Origin of the sequence: Burkholderia sp. 9777_1386, assembly GCF_015712265.1 — a bacterium.
Lineage (GTDB): Bacteria > Pseudomonadota > Gammaproteobacteria > Burkholderiales > Burkholderiaceae > Burkholderia > Burkholderia cenocepacia.
The window spans coordinates 24887-41139 of sequence record NZ_JACCQB010000005.1; the positions used below are offsets into that span (position 1 = coordinate 24887).

Consider the following 16253-nt stretch of genomic DNA (forward strand, 5'->3'; position numbering starts at 1 on the left):
TGCGCGCGTCAGCCATCGGAGGTGCAGCGTGCGCGTGATCCTGTTCAGCAGCCGGCAGTACGACGACGATTCGTTCACCGCCGCCAACCGGCCGTTCGGCTATCGGCTGCACTTCCAGCCGTCGCACCTCGACGCGGAAACCGCGATCCTCGCGCACGGCTATGACGTCGTCTGCCCGTTCGTCAACGACACCGTCGACGCGGCCGTGCTCGAACGGCTCGCCGACGGCGGCACGCGGCTGATCGCGCTGCGCTCGGCGGGCTTCAACCATGTCGACCTCGCCGCCGCCGAACGGCTCGGCATCGCGGTCGTGCGGGTGCCCGCGTATTCGCCGCACGCGGTCGCCGAGCACGCGGTCGCACTGATCCTCGCGCTCAACCGCCGCCTGCCGCGCGCCGTCGCCCGCACCCGCGAAGGCGACTTCTCGCTGAACGGCCTGCTCGGCTTCGACCTGCACGGCAAGACCGTCGGCGTGATCGGCACCGGCATCATCGGCAGCGTGTTCGCGAAGATCATGATGGGCTTCGGGATGCACGTGCTCGCGCACTCGGTGCGGCCGTACAACGACGAGCTGATCGCGTTCGGCGCGCGCTACGTCGAGCTCGACGAACTGCTGCATCGTGCCGACATCGTCAGCCTGCATTGCCCGCTGCTGCCGTCGACACACCACCTGATCAACGAGCGGACGCTCGCGCGAATGAAGCACGGCGCGATGCTGATCAACACCGGGCGCGGCGGCCTCGTCGATGCGCAGGCGCTGGTCGACGCGCTCAAGAGCGGCCAGCTCGGCCATCTCGGGCTCGACGTGTACGAGGAGGAAAGCGGGCTGTTCTTCGAGGATCATTCCGACCTGCCGCTGCAGGACGACGTGCTCGCGCGCCTGCTGACGTTCCCGAACGTGATCGTCACGTCGCACCAGGCGTTCTTCACGCGCGAGGCGCTGGCCGAGATCGCGCACACGACGCTGCTGAACATCGAGGCGTGGCATGCGGGCGCGCCGCAGAACGTCGTGACGGCAAATCGCTGAGAAACGGCCAATTCGACGGCCCGCAGCGCATCCGCAATCGTTTGCTTGCGCCCCATGCCGCGCACCACCCCTTTCTTTGTCAACAATTCCGCGCATTGTTTCGAATGAAGTAACGTTTCGCGCGCGCCGTCTGCTATCGTTGCGCCGACGTCATCCCTGCCTTCGCCGCTCATGCGTTTCGACGATTCCGACATCGCCGCCGTCTACCGCGCCATCTTCGAACGGCGCGACATGCGCCACTTCACCCCGGCGCCCGTCGATCCGGCCGTGCTCGCGCGCCTGCTGCGCGCGGCGCACCACGCGCCGAGCGTCGGCTTCATGCAGCCGTGGCGCTTCATCCGCATCACCGATCCCGCCTTGCGCACCGCGATTCACGCGCTGGTCGAGGCCGAGCGCCGCGCGACGGCCGACGCGCTCGGCGAGCGCCAGGACGAATTCATGCGACTGAAGGTCGAGGGCGTGCGCGAATGCGGCGAGCTGCTGGTCGTCGCGCTCGCCGACGGCCGCGAACGCCACGTGTTCGGCCGCCGCACGCTGCCGGAGATGGATCTGGCCTCCGCCGCGTGCGCGATCCAGAACATGTGGCTCGCCGCGCGCGCGGAAGGGCTCGGCATGGGCTGGGTGTCGTTGTTCGACGTCGATGCGGTGCGCACGCTGCTGCGGATGCCCGACGGCGCGAAGCCGATCGCCGTGCTGTGCGTCGGGCACGTCGACGCGTTCTATGCGAAGCCGATGCTCGAGGAAGAACGCTGGGCCGCGCGGATGCCGATCGAAGCGTGCCTGTTCGAGAACGGCTGGGACGCTCCGGCGGCCATCGATGGGGCCGATTCGGCTGCGTCGCCCGCAGGCCCGGACAGCGAAACGAAGCACACCCCGGACGCGATGCCCGACCGGTCGTCCGGACGCATCGCGTGATCCACGGCCGGCGGTCGCCATCATCCCGGCCCTGACACCGCCCAAATCCCACACTGTGAGCATCCCGGTCGCCGCCTCGTCGCACGCCGGCAACAAGCGCTCTGGCCCCAAGCATAGGGGTTTTCACTGAAGTAGAATCGCGGCTGACCTTCGCCTCACCCCCGCCCGTCCCGCGCATCCTGCGCCTGGCTCGAGCGGCATCTTTTCCCGAGCCTACCGCGATGCCCCTGCCTCTTTTCGCCCTTGCCGTCGCCGCATTTGGAATCGGTACCACCGAATTCGTGATCATGGGCCTGCTGCCCAATGTCGCGCGCGACCTCGGCGTGTCGATCCCGGCCGCCGGGATGCTCGTGTCGGGCTACGCGCTCGGCGTGACGATCGGCGCGCCGATCCTCGCGATCGTCACCGCGAAGATGCCGCGCAAGCGTGCGCTGATGGCCCTGATCGGGCTGTTCATCGCCGGCAACCTGTTCTGCGCGATCGCGCCCGGCTATGCGGTGCTGATGGCCGCGCGCGTCGTCACCGCGTTCTGCCACGGTGCGTTCTTCGGCATCGGCTCGGTGGTGGCCAGCAACCTCGTCGCGCCGAACCGCCGCGCGCAGGCGATCGCGCTGATGTTCACCGGGCTCACGCTCGCGAACGTGCTCGGCGTACCGCTCGGCACTGCGCTCGGCCAGGCGTTCGGCTGGCGCGCGACGTTCTGGGCCGTCACCGGCATCGGCATCGCCGCGGCCGCCGCGCTCGCGGTGTGCCTGCCGAAAAACCTCGCGATGCCCGACACCAGCATCACGCGCGAATTCAGCGTGCTGAAGCACCCGCAGGTGCTGATGGTGCTCGGCATCAGCGTGCTCGCGTCCGCGAGCCTGTTCAGCGTGTTCACGTACATCACGCCGATCCTCGAGGACGTGACGGGCTTCTCGCCGCGTCAGGTCACCTACGTGCTGCTGCTGTTCGGCCTCGGCCTGACGGTCGGCGGCACGCTGGGCGGCAAGCTCGCCGACTGGCGGCGGATGCCGTCGCTGATCGCGACGCTCGCGCTGATCGGCATCGTCCTCGCGCTGTTCGCGGGCACGATGCATCTGCCGTTCGCCGCGCTCGCGACGATCTTCGTGTGGGGCATCCTCGCGTTCGCGATCGTGCCGCCGCTGCAGATCATGATCGTCGACCGCGCGAGCGACGCGCCGAACCTCGCGTCGACGCTGAACCAGGGCGCGTTCAACCTCGGCAACGCGACCGGCGCATGGCTCGGCGGGATGGCGATCGGCTCGGGCGTGTCGCTCGTGAGCCTGCCGTGGGTCGGCGTCGCGATGGCGGTCGCCGCGCTCGCGCTCACGCTGTGGTCGGCGTCGCTCGAACGCCGCCCGGTGGCCGTGCCGACCGAATACGTGTGACGCGGCCCTGCCGCGATCGTTGCGTACGCAACTCCATTCGAACGTGACGGCCTTCATGGACCTTTCAACGGTCGCGGTGTAGCATCGCGGCCGATGAAAGCCATTCTCAATCGCGATTTCCTCGCGCTGATCCTGAGCGTCGCGGTCGTCGGCCTCGGGACCGGCGCCACGCTGCCGCTGACCGCACTCGCGCTCACCGAAGCCGGACACGGCACCAACGTCGTCGGCATGCTGACGGCCGCGCAGGCCCTCGGCGGCCTCGCGATCGTCCCGTTCGTCACCGCGCTCGCGCGGCACATCGGCGCGCGCCGCGCGATCGTCGTGTCGGTCGTGCTGCTCGCGGCCGCCACCGCGCTGATGCAGTTCACGTCGAACCTGATCCTGTGGGGCGTGCTGCGCGTGCTGTGCGGCGCCGCGCTGATGCTGCTGTTCACGATCGGCGAAGCGTGGGTCAACCAGCTCGCCGACGATGCGACGCGCGGGCGCGTCGTCGCGATCTACGCGACCAATTTCACGCTGTTCCAGATGGCCGGCCCGGTGCTCGTCAGCCAGATCGCCGGCGCGACGCACATCCGCTTCGCGCTGTGCGGCGCGCTGTTCCTGCTCGCGCTGCCGACGCTCGCGACGATCCGCCGTGCGCCGCTCGCCGGCGACGACGCGCATCACGAAGCACCCGGCCGCTGGCTCGACGTGCTGCCGCGCATGCCCGCGCTGATCATCGGCACCGGCTTCTTCGCGCTGTTCGATACGCTCGCGCTGTCGCTGCTGCCGCTCTACGCGATGGATCACGGCGTCGCGAGCGCGACCGCCGTGCTGCTCGCGTCGATCATGCTGTTCGGCGATACCGCGATGCAGTTCCCGATCGGCTGGCTCGCGGACAAGCTCGGCCGCGAGCGCGTGCACCTCGGCGCCGGCTGGATCGTGCTGGCCGGCCTGCCGATGCTGCCGTTCGTGATCGCGAATCCGTGGCTGTGCTGGCCGCTGCTGTTCGTGCTCGGCGCGGCGGCCGGCAGCATCTATACGCTGTCGCTCGTCGCGTGCGGCGAACGTTTCCGCGGCGCGGCGCTCGTCACCGCGAGTTCGCTCGTGTCGGCGTCGTGGAGCGCCGCGAGCTTCGGCGGCCCGCTGGTGGCGGGCGCGTTGATGGAGCAACTGGGCAGCAATGCGCTGGTCGGCGTGCTGGTCGCTTGCGTCGCCGCGTTCGTCGCGGCGGCGTTGTGGGAGCGGCGCGCCGCAGTACAACGCGCGGTCTGACGCCGATCGGCGTTGGCGTTGGCGTTGGCGTTGGCGTCGGCGTCGGCGTCGGCGTCGGCGTCGGCATCGGCATCGGCATCGGCATCGGCATCGGCATCGGCATCGGCATCGGCATCGGCATCGGCATCATGCACCGATACGCATCGGGCCGCTCGCCCCCCCTCCTCCGGTAAACGAAAAACGGCCCGCGCAATGCGGACCGCCCTGTCCTTCCGGACTACGCGTGATCTACACGTGACCTACGCGTAACGTTTCGCGCCGCGATCCGTCACGCACTCCGCGCCGGCAAGATCCTGCCCGCACACGTGCCGAAGCCGACGCGATACCCATCGCCCTGGCACCAGCCGGCGAGCGTCAGCTCGTCGCCGTCCTCGATGAACGTGCGGCTGCCGCCGCCGTTCAGCGCGACCGGCTCCTTGCCGTTCCACGTCAGTTCGAGCAGGCTGCCGAACGAATCCTTCGTCGGCCCGCTGATCGTGCCCGAACCCATCAGGTCGCCCACGCGCGTGTTGCAGCCGGCGACCGTGTGATGCGCGAGCTGCTGCGCCATCGTCCAGTACATGTGCCTGAAGTTCGTGCGGCAGATCGACGTGGCCTCGGCCGCACCTTCGGCGCGCAGCGTCACTTCCAGCGCGATGTCGAACGCATGCTTGCCCGCATGCCGCAGATACGCGAGCGGCTGCGGCGACTGCTCGGGCTGCGCGACGCGGAACGGTTCGAGCGCATCGAGCGTGACGATCCACGGCGAGATCGTCGTTGCAAACCCCTTCGAGTTGAACGGGCCGAGCGGTACGTATTCCCACTGCTGGATGTCGCGCGCGCTCCAGTCGTTCAGCAGCACCATCCCGAAGATATGCGCTTCCGCGTCCTCGCACGCGATCGGCTCGCCGAGCGCGTTGCCCTTGCCGACGATGAAGCCCGTTTCCAGTTCGATGTCGAGCTTGCGGCACGCGCCGAACACCGGGCGCTCCTGGTCGGGCAGCTTCAGTTGCCCGTTCGGGCGCCGCACCGGCGTGCCGCTCACGACCACCGACGACGCGCGGCCGTTGTAGCCGATCGGCATCTCCGACCAGTTCGGCAGCAGGGCATTCTTCGGATCGCGGAACATCGAGCCGACGTTGGTCGCGTGTTCCTTCGACGAATAGAAATCGGTGTAGCCGGGAATCTCGACCGGCAGATGCAGCGTCGCGTCGCGCTGCGCGACGAGCACCTGCGCGCGCAGCGCCGCATCGTCACGCAGTGTCGCGTCGTCACGCGAGAACAGCGCCGACAGCTGCACGCGCACGCTGCGCCACGCGTCGCGGCCGAGCGCGATGAACGCATTGAGCGTCGGCGCGGCGAACACGTCGGCGCCGGCCGGCAGCGTGACGAGGCCCGCACGCGCGAGCGCCGCGAGATCGACGATCTGGTCGCCCAGCGCGACGCCCGGGCGGCGCGCGCCCTTCGCATCGCTGAAGATGCCGAACGGCAGGTTCTGGATCGGGAAATCGCAGGCGGGATCGTTCGCGGTCTCGATCCAGCTCTTGCGAGCCGGGTCGAGCGTCGCGCGCCAGTCTTGGGTGTCGCTCATCGTTGCTCCGGATTGAAGTGTTTCTTGATGCCTTGCCAGCATTCGAAGTAATCGGCCTGCAGCTGCGCGGTGTCGAGCGCGTAGCGCGTCGGCCGGATCAGCGTGCGGGTTTCGAACATGAACGCCATCGTCGCGTCGACCTTGTGCGGCTTCGTCGTGTCGCTCGCGGACGCCTTCTCGAACGTGTCCGCATCGGGTCCGTGGCCCGACATGCAGTTGTGCAAACTCGCGCCGCCCGGCACGAAGCCATCGGCCTTCGCGTCGTACGCGCCGTGCACGAGGCCCATGAACTCGCTCGCGACGTTGCGGTGGAACCACGGCGGGCGGAACGTATCCTCGGCCGCGAGCCAGCGCGGCGGGAAGATCACGAAGTCGATCGTGTCGACGCCCGGCGTGTCGCTCTGCGCCTGCAGCACGAGGAAAATCGACGGATCGGGATGATCGAAGCTGATCGAGCCGATCGTGTTGAACAGGCGCAGGTCGTATTTGTATGGCGCGTAGTTGCCGTGCCACGCGACGACGTCGAGCGGCGAATGGCCGATGTCCGCGCGCCAGAGGCGCCCGTTCAGCTTCGCGATCAGCTCGAACGCGCCTTCGCGGTCTTCGTAGGCGGCCTGCGGCGTCAGGAAGTCGCGCGGGTTCGCGAGCCCGTTCGAGCCGATCGGGCCGAGATCCGGCAGGCGCAGCAGCGCGCCGAAGTTCTCGCAGATGTAGCCGCGCGCGTCGCCGTCCGGCAGCGCGACGGCAAAACGCACGCCGCGCGGGATCACCGCGATCTCGAACGGCTCGACGTCGAGCCGGCCGAATTCGGTCGCGATGAACAGGCGCCCCTGCTGCGGCACGATCAGCAGCTCGCCGTCGGCGCTGTAGAAGAAGCGGTCCTGCATCGAGCGGTTCGCCGCATACAGGTGGATCGCGCAACCGTTCATCGCGGCGGCCGACCCGTTGCCGGCCATCGTCACGAGGCCGTCGACGAAATCGGTCGGCTCGACCGGCATCGGCAGCGGATCCCAGCGCAACTGATTCGGCGGCGTCGGCGGCACGTCGGCCGAATCGCCGAACTCCGATACGAGCCGCTGCGCGCCCGCATACGGCTCGAACGGCCGGTGCACGGCGGCCGGGCGAATCCGGTACAGCCACGAGCGGCGGTTGTGGCCGCGCGGCGCGGTGAACGCGGTGCCCGACAGCTGCTCCGCGTACAGCCCGTACGGCGCGCGCTGCGGCGAGTTGCGGCCGTGCGGCAGCGCGCCGGGCAGTGCCTCGGTCGCGAATTCGTTCGCGAAACCGCTCAGGTAGCCGGCGGTTGCCGGTTTCGACAGGTCAAGCGTCATCGTTTCCTTTCTCCATCAATTCATCACGGTGTTCGGCGCCTGCGCGCCGCTGCGCCGCGTGACGCCTGCGAGGCCCAGCACGAACAGCGCCGAGCACAGCACGGGCACCGCGGCCGCATGGAACAGCGCGCCGTTCGACCAGTTGAGCGCAATCAGTTGTCCGCCGACGAGCGGCCCGAGCACCGAGCCGATCCGGCCGATGCCGAGGCTCCAGCCGATGCCCGTCGAGCGCAGCGACGTCGGGTAATACTGGCCCGCGAGCGCGTTCACGGCCGGCTGCCCGCCGACCACGCAGAACCCGCCCGCGAACACGACGACCAGCAGCCACGGCAGCGCATGCGCGACCGAGCCGATCAGCCCCACCGACACGGCCGCGCACGCGAAGCACGCGAACAGCACGCGCACGAAGCCGTAACGTTCGATGAACCAGCCGAGCGACAGCGTGCCGATCACGCCGCCCGTCTGCAGCACCGTGCCGACGATCACCGCGGTGCCCGGCGAATAGCCGGCGTCGCGCATCACGGTCGGCAGCCAGTTCGACAGGAAGTACAGGTCGATCAGGTTCATGAAGCTGATCGACCACAGCAGCAGCGTGACCGGCAGGCGGCCATGGCGGAACAGCTCGGCGACCGGCGCGCCGCTTGCCGCGCGTTCGCGCACGACGAGCCGCGTGTTCGCATCGATGCCGGCTTCCGGCGCGAACCGCGCGAGCCAGTCGCGCGCCTGCACGACACGCCCTTTCAGCACCAGGAACTGCAGCGACTCCGGCAGCCGCGCGACCATCGCGATCGTCAGCACGAGCGGCACCGCGCCGCCGACGAAGAACACCGAACGCCAGCCGAGCGCCGGAATCAGCGCCGCGCTGATGAAGCCGCCGATCGCCGCGCCGAGCGTGAAGCCGCACGACACGATCATCATCCGCTTCACGCGATGCGCGGCCGGGCTGAACTCGCCGACCAGCGCCATCGCGTTCGGCATGATGCAGCCGAGGCCGAGCCCCGTGACGAAGCGCAACGCCATCAGCACGGGGATCGAGCCCGCGAACGGCGTCGCGAGCATCGTCACCGCGAAGAACAGCGTCGAGCCGATCAGCACCGGGCGCCGCCCGATCCGGTCGGCGAGCACCGACAGCCCGAGCGCGCCGAGCAGCATCCCGAACAGGCTCGCGCTGAACACGGGCCCGAGCGCCTGCTTCGGCACGCCCCATTCGGCGATCACGCTCGGCGCGACGTAGCCCATCGCCTGCGCATCGAAACCGTCGATCACGAGGCACAGCCCGCACAGCGCGAGCAGCATCCAGTGAAACCCGGGGCGATGAGTCTCGTCGATCACGCGCTCGACTTCGAGCACGCGCGCGTCGGCCGGCGCCGCGCTCATTGCGCCACCTCGGCGGCCGGATGCGCGGGCGGCGTCACGCCCTGGCGTGCGAGCGCCATCGCTTCGCGCAGCACGTCGGCGTCGCCGACCTGGTTCGCGAGCAACAGGATCAGCTTCGCGTTGACGAGCTGGCTGTCGGCGTCCGACAGGTCGCGATGCATGTCGATCAGCGCTTCGTAGAACGCGTCGGGATCGGCCAGGCGCGGGCGGGTGTCGAGTGAGGGCATGACGGTGTCTCCGGTATCTTGGTCGTATCAGCTTGCGCAGGTCGCGCGCGCCAGTGCGTCGGCAATCGCCTGACGGTCGAGCGTGCGCGTGCGGGCGCAGACGTGCTGGTCGGGACGCAGCAGGTAGAACGTGCCAGGCTGCGCGTCGTAGCGCCGCGCGGCGAGCCCGTCGACGTCCTCCACGACGTCGACGCCGGCCACCGGCTGCGCGTGCCCGGCCGGCACGACGAGCACGGGACGCACCGGCAGCGCGAGCCCGTCGACGGCCTGCGCCAGCGCGGCCGCATCGCCCGGCAATCCGAACAGCACGCCGGTGAAACCGTCGCGCAGATGCTGCAGCAGCCAGCCCGGCGCACCCTGCGCACGCACCGGCGCATCGGCCGCCGCCGCGCCCGGCCGCATCGCGCACGCGAATGCGTCGCCGCCGCGGTCCGGCGTGTTGAGCGGCGAATCGGCCAGCACGGCCGGCACCGACAGGCGCCCGCTGTTCACCAGCTTGCGCGCGAACTCGCAGTCGCGCGCGAGCTTCAGTGTCGCATCGCGGAACACGCGCGACACCGCGCTTTTCGGCGTGATGAAGTCGGTCGAGCGCGTCGAATTGCGGATGTTCTCGTCGGCCGCGAACTCGCGCTCGCTCGCATACGTATCGAGCAGGCGGTCGTGTGCGCGGCCGTCGAGCACCAGCTTCAGCTTCCACGCGAGGTTGTCCGCGTCCTGCACGCCGCTGTTCGCGCCGCGCGCGCCGAACGGCGACACGCCGTGCGCGGAGTCGCCCGCGAACAGCACGCGGCCGTGCCGGAACGTCTCCATCCGCTGGCAGCGGAACGTGTATACGCTCACCCACTCGAGCTCGAACTCGACGTCCGGCCCGAGCAGCGCGCGCACGCGCGGGATCACGCGCTCCGGCTGCTTCTCGGCGACCGGATCGGCATCCCAGCCGAGCTGGAAGTCGATGCGCCACACGTTGTCCGGCTGGCGGTGCAGCAGCACCGACTGGTTGCGGTGAAACGGCGGGTCGAACCAGAACCAGCGCTCGGTCGGAAACTCCGCCTTCATCTTCACGTCGGCGATCAGGAAGCGGTCCTTGAAGGTGCGGCCGCGGCTCTCGAGACCCATCATCGTGCGCATCGGGCTGCGCGAACCGTCGGCCGCGATCACGTACTGCGCGCGCAGCGTCGCGACGCCGTCCGGCGTCTCGATCGTCAGCACCGCATGTTCGGCCGACTGGTCGATGCCCGTCACCTTGTGCTTCCAGCGGATGTCGATGTTCGGCAGCTCGAACGCGCGGTCGGCCAGATAGCCTTCGACGTAGTACTGCTGCAGATTGATGAACGCCGGGCGCGCATGTCCTTCCTCGGGCAGCAGGTCGAATGCGTAAAGCTGCTCGTCCTGCAGGAACACCTTGCCGACGTGCCAGCTCACGCCCTTGTCGACGAAGCGCTCGCCGCAGCCGAGCCGGTCGAAGATCTCCAGCGTGCGCTTCGCGAAGCAGATCGCGCGCGAGCCGGTCGACAACGTGTCGTCGTCGTCGAGCAGCACGACCGGCACGCCCTGTTGCGCGAGGTCGATCGCGGCCGCGAGGCCGACCGGGCCCGCGCCGACGACGACCACCGGGTGGACGGCCGCGTCGTGCGCGCGGGCGCGGTACTCGAACTTCAGCGTCTGGTAATCGATGCTCATGGTCGCCATCCGCGCGTCAACTCCGCCGTGCGCGCACCGCCGCGCCCGTCGTCCCGTCCGTCTCCTGCCGGCGCGCCCGCCCGCCTGTCCTGTCAACCGCCACGTCTCGCTCCTTGCTTCCTGTTGATTCGTGAACGGCGCCGTTTCGCGGCGCCCGCATGCCGCATTTCTTGATCGGCGACAAATCCTTGGATTTACGAATAGTAAAATCAATTACGAATAGTGAAATCAACGTAAACCCTAGGCGTTGGCGCGAGGACGGGATAACCATATGAGTGAAACGCCAAGCCGAGCGCGGCGCGCGCTGCTAATATCAAGTCATGAGGCGGCCCTTTCGGCCGCCATTTTTCCTTCTCACGCCGATGATTCCGCCTACCATCCCCGAGCTGGTCAGCCGTGCCGGGCAACTGCCGTATCTGCGGGAACACCTCGCGCTAGCCGAAGGCGGCACCGCGTGCGCGAATCTGCCCGAGCGCACGCTCGCCAGTGCGTACGAGCCGATCTACGACGTGACGATGCCCGGCGCGCCGCAATCGACGTCGTTCGCCGACGCGATCGAGCGCTACGGCGACGAGCTCGGCTTCCAGGCCGTCACACTGGTCACGGGGGCGCAGCACGATCCGGTCGACGCGGCCGTCGACGACCAGACGCTGGTCGCGATCGACCGCCTGTCGCGCGCGCTGCATGCGATCAATTTCTTCGGCGCGCAACGCCACGGGCTGCTGTTCCTGCGCGTGCACGAGCGGCTGCTCAAGAGCGTGAAGTACGACCACGGCAAGCATTTCTCATCGGTGCTGCAGCGCTTCGGGCTGCCGCCCGAGCGGATCGTGATCGAGCTGCCGGCGGTCGCGGTCGCCCACAAGACGTTCCTCGGCTACCTGACGCGCAGCTACCAGCATCACGGTTTCAAGGTCGCGGACAAGCTGCCGGACCCGGGCCGCATCCTCGCGGTCGAATCGGACATGGCGCGCCCCGACTACATCAAGATGGATGCGGGCATCGCGTTGCGCGACGGGATGGTCAAGGCGCTCGTCGCCTATGCGCAGCGCGTGCGGATCCCGCTGATCTTCGACGGCGTCGTCGACGAGACGCAGTGCGAGCTGCTGCGCCAGCACGACGTGCGGTTCATGCAGGGGCCGGTGTTCGCGAAGGTCGTGACGGCCTGAGCGATTCGCGCGGAAGGCGCGCGCGGGGAGCGGCACGCTGGATCGCGGATTCCGGAGTCGTGCTGCTTCGGGAAGCGGGTTTCAGCACGCGGCGTCGCTCGACGCCGGCCGGTTCGCTGTTCGTTCACGCAGAAAGATCGACCGTGCCTGCGCGCGCGATCGACACCGGTGTATCGGCGCGGATGAGCCGCCTATTCTCTTCCACCGTCGTCGTACTTCGGCAAATCGTCGCCGATCTCGACACCCGGCAAACGATCCCGATACCAGACGTGCCACGCCGGACGCAACCGCGACGGTTCGTCGAGCGTCGCGTAGTTGATCTCGACCGTCTGCGGCGCGTCAGCGCGCCGGTATTCGAGTTGCGCGCCGCAACGGCCGCAGAAACGCCGCTCGCCCCATGCGCTCGACGCGTAGACGGTCGGTTCGCCCTGCAGGTATTCGAACGCGTCGATCGGCACCGTTGCCGACGCGACGACCGCCGCGCCGGTCGTGCGCTGACAGAGCCGGCAGTGGCAGAAGCCGGCATCGGTCGGCACGTCGGCGATACGGTAGCGAATCGCGCCGCACGCGCATCCGCCTTCCATCGGTTCGGGGTGCGCCATCGCAGACCTCGTCGTCGGTAAGCAGGCGAACGATGATGAGCGCGGTTCGCCCGTCGCGCAATACGCCACCGCGCCGCCTCTCCATCCGCCGCGCACGAGCCGATTGCCGCGCGGCGGCAACAGCCGCACGCACGCGTGGCTCAGACCGTCTGGCCGAGCCGCTGCGCGAGCGCCTTCAGTTGCGGCCCGACCTGCGTGCGAAACACGCCCTCGTCCATCGACGACGCCGGGCCGCTGCAGCTCAGGATCAGCCAGCGTCCCTCGCGCGGCTCGCGAAACGGCACGGCCGCCGCGTTCACGTCCATGTGCCACGCACGGAACGAATAACAGCACCCGCCCACCGAAAATTCGGCCACCGCCTGCTGCGCGGCGGCGACGAGCGCATCGGCGTCGGCCGCGCCGCCGGCCGCACGATGCAGCTCGGCATAGAGCGCGCGGCGCACGTCCTCCGGCTGCACGGCCAGGTACGCGCGCCCCATCGAGCTCGTCAGCATCGACAGCCGCGAACCGGGCGCGAGCCCGAGCGTCAAGGCGGTCTCGCTGCGGATCGTCTCCAGATAGATCATGTCGAGCCCGTCGCGGCAGCCGAGCGACACGGCCGCGCCGATCTCCCGCGCGAGCGCCTGCATGTGCGGGCGCGCGAGATCGATCGTCCCGGAGCCCGACAGCAGCGCGTAGCCGAGCGACAGCACGCCGGCGTCCAGCGCATACTTGCCGAGCGTCTCGTCGTAGCGCAGATAGCCGAGCACGGTCAGCGTATAGGCGAGCCGGTTCACCGTCGCCTTCGGCAGCCCCGTGCGTTCCGCGAAATCGCGATTGCCCAGCATCGTCTCGCCGGGGCGGAAGGCGCGCAGCAGGTCGAGCCCGCGCGCGAGCGCGACGACGAACTTGCGCTCGTCGATCGTGGTGTCGTCGATGGTTGAAAGTGTCATCCGGTGCTACACTGGGTTCGATTTGCAAAACATTGTTCCGCACAGCGGAACGCGAGTCAAGCAAACTTTGACACGGGGCCGGCTCGAAGACCGGACCAACAGGAGATGAGACGATGAGTGCTGCAACTTTTCATTGGGACGATCCGCTGCTGCTCGACCAGCAACTGACCGAGGAAGAGCGGATGGTCCGCGATGCCGCGCAGGCGTATGCACAGGACAAGCTCGCGCCGCGCGTCACCGAAGCGTTCCGCCACGAACGCACCGACGCGGCCATCTTTCGCGAGATGGGCGAGGTCGGCCTGCTCGGTCCGACGATTCCCGAGGAATACGGCGGCCCCGGCCTCAACTACGTGAGCTACGGGCTGATCGCGCGCGAAGTCGAGCGCGTCGATTCCGGCTACCGGTCGATGATGTCCGTGCAATCGTCGCTCGTGATGGTGCCGATCTTCGAATTCGGCTCGGACGCGCAAAAGCAGAAATACCTGCCGAAGCTCGCGAGCGGCGAATGGATCGGCTGCTTCGGCCTGACCGAGCCGAACCATGGCTCCGATCCGGGCAGCATGGTCACGCGCGCGAAGAAGGTGCCCGGCGGCTATTCGCTGTCCGGCGCGAAGATGTGGATCACCAACTCGCCGATCGCCGACGTGTTCGTCGTCTGGGCGAAGCTCGAAGAGAACGGCAAGGACGCGATCCGCGGCTTCATCCTCGAGAAGGGCTGGAAGGGCCTGTCGGCGCCGGCGATCCACGGCAAGGTCGGGCTGCGCGCCTCGATCACCGGCGAGATCGTCCTCGACGAGGTGTTCGTGCCGGACGAGAACCTGATGCCGAACGTGAGCGGCCTGCGCGGCCCGTTCACGTGCCTGAACTCGGCGCGCTACGGGATCGCGTGGGGTGCGCTCGGCGCCGCCGAGTCCTGCTGGCACACCGCGCGCCAGTACGTGCTCGACCGCCAGCAGTTCGGCCGGCCGCTCGCCGCGAACCAGCTGATCCAGAAGAAGCTCGCCGACATGCAGACCGAAATCACGCTCGGCCTGCAAGGCGTGCTGCGCCTCGGCCGGATGAAGGACGAAGGCACGGCCGCCGTCGAGATCACGTCGATCATGAAGCGCAACTCGTGCGGCAAGGCGCTCGACATCGCCCGCCTCGCGCGCGACATGCTCGGCGGCAACGGCATCTCCGACGAATTCGGCGTCGCGCGCCACCTCGTGAACCTCGAGGTGGTCAATACGTACGAAGGCACGCACGACATCCACGCGCTGATCCTCGGCCGCGCGCAGACGGGCATCCAGGCATTCTTCTGATGATCCGGCCATGACGCACGCGGCAGCGTTGCCGCGCACGTGCGCGCCGCCAAGGAAAAAGCCCGACCGGCATCGCTGCCGGGCGGGCTTTTTTCAGCGGAGCCGCGGCTGCGGGCCGCCGATGCTTACTTGTTCGGCTGCGGCGTCAGGCGCAGATACGGACGCACCGCGTTGAAGCCCTTCGGGAAGCGCTTCTTCAGTTCTTCCGGATCCTGCAGCGACGGGACGATCACGACGTCGTCGCCATCCTTCCAGTTGCCGGGCGTCGCGACCTTGTAATTGTCGGTCAGTTGCAGCGAATCGATCACGCGCAGCACTTCGTCGAAGTTGCGCCCCGTGCTGGCCGGATAGGTGATCGTGAGCCGGACCTTCTTGTTCGGGTCGATCACGAACAGCGAACGCACCGTCAGCGTTTCGTTCGCGTTCGGGTGAATCATGTCGTACAGCTGCGACACCTTGCGGTCCGCGTCGGCGATGATCGGGAAGCCCACGACCGTCGACTGCGTTTCGTTGATGTCGTTGATCCAGCCCTTGTGCGATTCGACGCCGTCGACCGACAGCGCGATCACCTTCACGTTGCGTTTCTCGAATTCGCCCTTCAGCTTCGAGGTCAGCCCGAGTTCGGTCGTGCACACCGGCGTGTAGTCGGCCGGATGGGAGAACAGGACACCCCAGCTGTTGCCGAGCCACTCGTGAAACTTGATCGTGCCCAGGCTCGATTCCTGCTCGAAATCCGGTGCGATGTCGCCAAGACGCAGACTCATGATGTTCCCTCCTCGAACGATGCTGGTTGAAACCGCGCGCTGGACAGCGCGGGGCAGTCCATCAGCTTACGGGAAGCAATGGGCCGTGCGAACGATTATTCCGTTTGATATTCATACTTTTTTGTCATTTTTACCCGGCGTCGTGGCAGGACGGCGGGCTGGAGAGGAAACTTTTCAACCCGTTTGCCGCTCTGTTCATGATTACAAGTCGTTTACCATGCAGTCTTGCGCTGCCGCCGTGTGTCTTCCCGGCTCGCCAGCAGGCAGGGGTTTCGCTACGATGTGAACCTGCAGCATGACAGCACGAAGGGAGTTGCAATGTCGGAAATCAACAAGGAGAAACTGATGTCGGATATCAAAACCGTTCTCTCGGACGCCGAAGACCTGCTCAAGCAAGCTGCGAGCAGCACGGGCGACCGTGCGGCCGAGCTGCGCGAGAAGGCCATGTCGCGCCTCAAGCAGGCCAAGGAAAAGGCAGCCGACGTCCAGGTCGTGGTGGTCGAGAAAGGCAAGAAGGCCGCGCGCGCGACCGACGACTACGTGCACGAGCATCCGTGGACGTCGATCGGCGTGGCCGCCGGCGTCGGCGTGCTGATCGGCCTGCTGATCAACCGCAAGTAACGCGCTCTGCGCCGTTTCGTCCCGCAGGCCGCATGTGCGGCCCGCGGGCGTCGAAGCCTGCCGGTCTGCGCCGGCCGGCTTTGTCCTAGCTGCTC

At 68.2% G+C, this 16253-nt stretch carries 16 protein-coding genes; 8 read left to right on the forward strand and 8 right to left on the reverse strand.

Going from position 1 to position 16253, the window contains the following annotated elements; all coding sequences use genetic code 11:
* Positions 1-28 precede the first annotated feature (28 nt).
* The 5 genes from H0X91_RS06135 to H0X91_RS06155 all read left to right on the forward strand — a co-directional run bounded on the left by H0X91_RS06135 (position 29) and on the right by H0X91_RS06155 (position 4760).
* On the forward strand, positions 29-1027 hold the full coding sequence (locus H0X91_RS06135; RefSeq protein ID WP_006496703.1) for a 2-hydroxyacid dehydrogenase: 999 nt from the start codon (positions 29-31) through the stop codon (positions 1025-1027).
* 171 nt (positions 1028-1198) lie between these two features.
* Positions 1199-1942 carry a 5,6-dimethylbenzimidazole synthase gene (gene bluB / locus H0X91_RS06140; protein ID WP_060213844.1) on the forward strand — a complete coding sequence of 248 codons (744 nt, stop codon included), beginning with the start codon at positions 1199-1201 and terminating at the stop codon, positions 1940-1942.
* Between the two features lie 221 nt (positions 1943-2163).
* Complete coding sequence (locus H0X91_RS06145; protein WP_006484914.1) at positions 2164-3333, forward strand: MFS transporter; 1170 nt, start codon at positions 2164-2166, stop codon at positions 3331-3333.
* 93 nt (positions 3334-3426) lie between these two features.
* Positions 3427-4587 (forward strand): MFS transporter, encoded by a 1161-nt coding sequence (locus H0X91_RS06150; RefSeq protein WP_196432885.1) that lies wholly within the window; start codon positions 3427-3429, stop codon positions 4585-4587.
* Positions 4551-4760: a hypothetical protein gene (locus H0X91_RS06155; protein WP_196432886.1), complete on the forward strand. Its 210-nt coding sequence runs from the start codon at positions 4551-4553 to the stop codon at positions 4758-4760. Before H0X91_RS06150 ends, H0X91_RS06155 begins: the two co-directional genes overlap by 37 nt.
* 95 nt (positions 4761-4855) lie before the next feature.
* Here the strand turns inward: H0X91_RS06155 and fahA are convergent, their stop codons facing one another.
* Genes fahA through H0X91_RS06180 form a run of 5 tightly spaced genes read right to left on the reverse strand, consistent with a single transcriptional unit; the run spans position 4856 to position 10781 of the window.
* Positions 4856-6157, reverse strand: coding sequence for a fumarylacetoacetase (gene fahA / locus H0X91_RS06160; RefSeq protein ID WP_048986333.1), 1302 nt, complete (start codon positions 6155-6157; stop codon positions 4856-4858).
* The gene (hmgA, locus tag H0X91_RS06165; protein ID WP_196432887.1) at positions 6154-7488 is read right to left on the reverse strand and encodes a homogentisate 1,2-dioxygenase; all 1335 of its coding nucleotides are present in this window, start codon (positions 7486-7488) and stop codon (positions 6154-6156) included. Before hmgA ends, fahA begins: the two co-directional genes overlap by 4 nt.
* Before the next feature lie 15 nt (positions 7489-7503).
* Positions 7504-8865, reverse strand: coding sequence for an MFS transporter (locus H0X91_RS06170; RefSeq protein ID WP_196432888.1), 1362 nt, complete (start codon positions 8863-8865; stop codon positions 7504-7506).
* Positions 8862-9092 (reverse strand): DUF2783 domain-containing protein, encoded by a 231-nt coding sequence (locus H0X91_RS06175; RefSeq protein WP_058902198.1) that lies wholly within the window; start codon positions 9090-9092, stop codon positions 8862-8864. Before H0X91_RS06175 ends, H0X91_RS06170 begins: the two co-directional genes overlap by 4 nt.
* Before the next feature lie 27 nt (positions 9093-9119).
* Entirely contained in the window at positions 9120-10781 is a 1662-nt protein-coding gene (locus H0X91_RS06180; RefSeq protein ID WP_196432889.1) for an FAD-dependent oxidoreductase, read from the reverse strand.
* Positions 10782-11134: 353 nt separating this feature from the next.
* Here H0X91_RS06180 and H0X91_RS06185 point away from each other — a divergent pair, with 353 nt between their 5' ends.
* Positions 11135-11938, forward strand: coding sequence for an EAL domain-containing protein (locus H0X91_RS06185; protein ID WP_006484944.1), 804 nt, complete (start codon positions 11135-11137; stop codon positions 11936-11938).
* Between the two features lie 191 nt (positions 11939-12129).
* Here H0X91_RS06185 and H0X91_RS06190 read toward each other — a convergent pair whose 3' ends face one another.
* Both H0X91_RS06190 and H0X91_RS06195 read right to left on the reverse strand, forming a co-directional pair.
* Entirely contained in the window at positions 12130-12540 is a 411-nt protein-coding gene (locus tag H0X91_RS06190) for a GFA family protein (protein ID WP_034200949.1), read from the reverse strand.
* A 140-nt stretch (positions 12541-12680) separates the two neighbouring features.
* Entirely contained in the window at positions 12681-13472 is a 792-nt protein-coding gene (locus H0X91_RS06195; RefSeq protein ID WP_034200950.1) for an IclR family transcriptional regulator, read from the reverse strand.
* A gap of 113 nt (positions 13473-13585) precedes the next feature.
* Here H0X91_RS06195 and H0X91_RS06200 point away from each other — a divergent pair, with 113 nt between their 5' ends.
* Positions 13586-14773: an acyl-CoA dehydrogenase gene (locus H0X91_RS06200; RefSeq protein ID WP_006484906.1), complete on the forward strand. Its 1188-nt coding sequence runs from the start codon at positions 13586-13588 to the stop codon at positions 14771-14773.
* Positions 14774-14898: 125 nt separating this feature from the next.
* Here the strand turns inward: H0X91_RS06200 and H0X91_RS06205 are convergent, their stop codons facing one another.
* Complete coding sequence (locus H0X91_RS06205; RefSeq protein WP_006476788.1) at positions 14899-15537, reverse strand: peroxiredoxin; 639 nt, start codon at positions 15535-15537, stop codon at positions 14899-14901.
* 318 nt (positions 15538-15855) lie between these two features.
* On the opposite strand from H0X91_RS06205, the gene H0X91_RS06210 reads away from it, so the two are divergent.
* Positions 15856-16158 (forward strand): DUF883 family protein, encoded by a 303-nt coding sequence (locus H0X91_RS06210; protein ID WP_006494044.1) that lies wholly within the window; start codon positions 15856-15858, stop codon positions 16156-16158.
* Positions 16159-16253 lie beyond the last annotated feature (95 nt).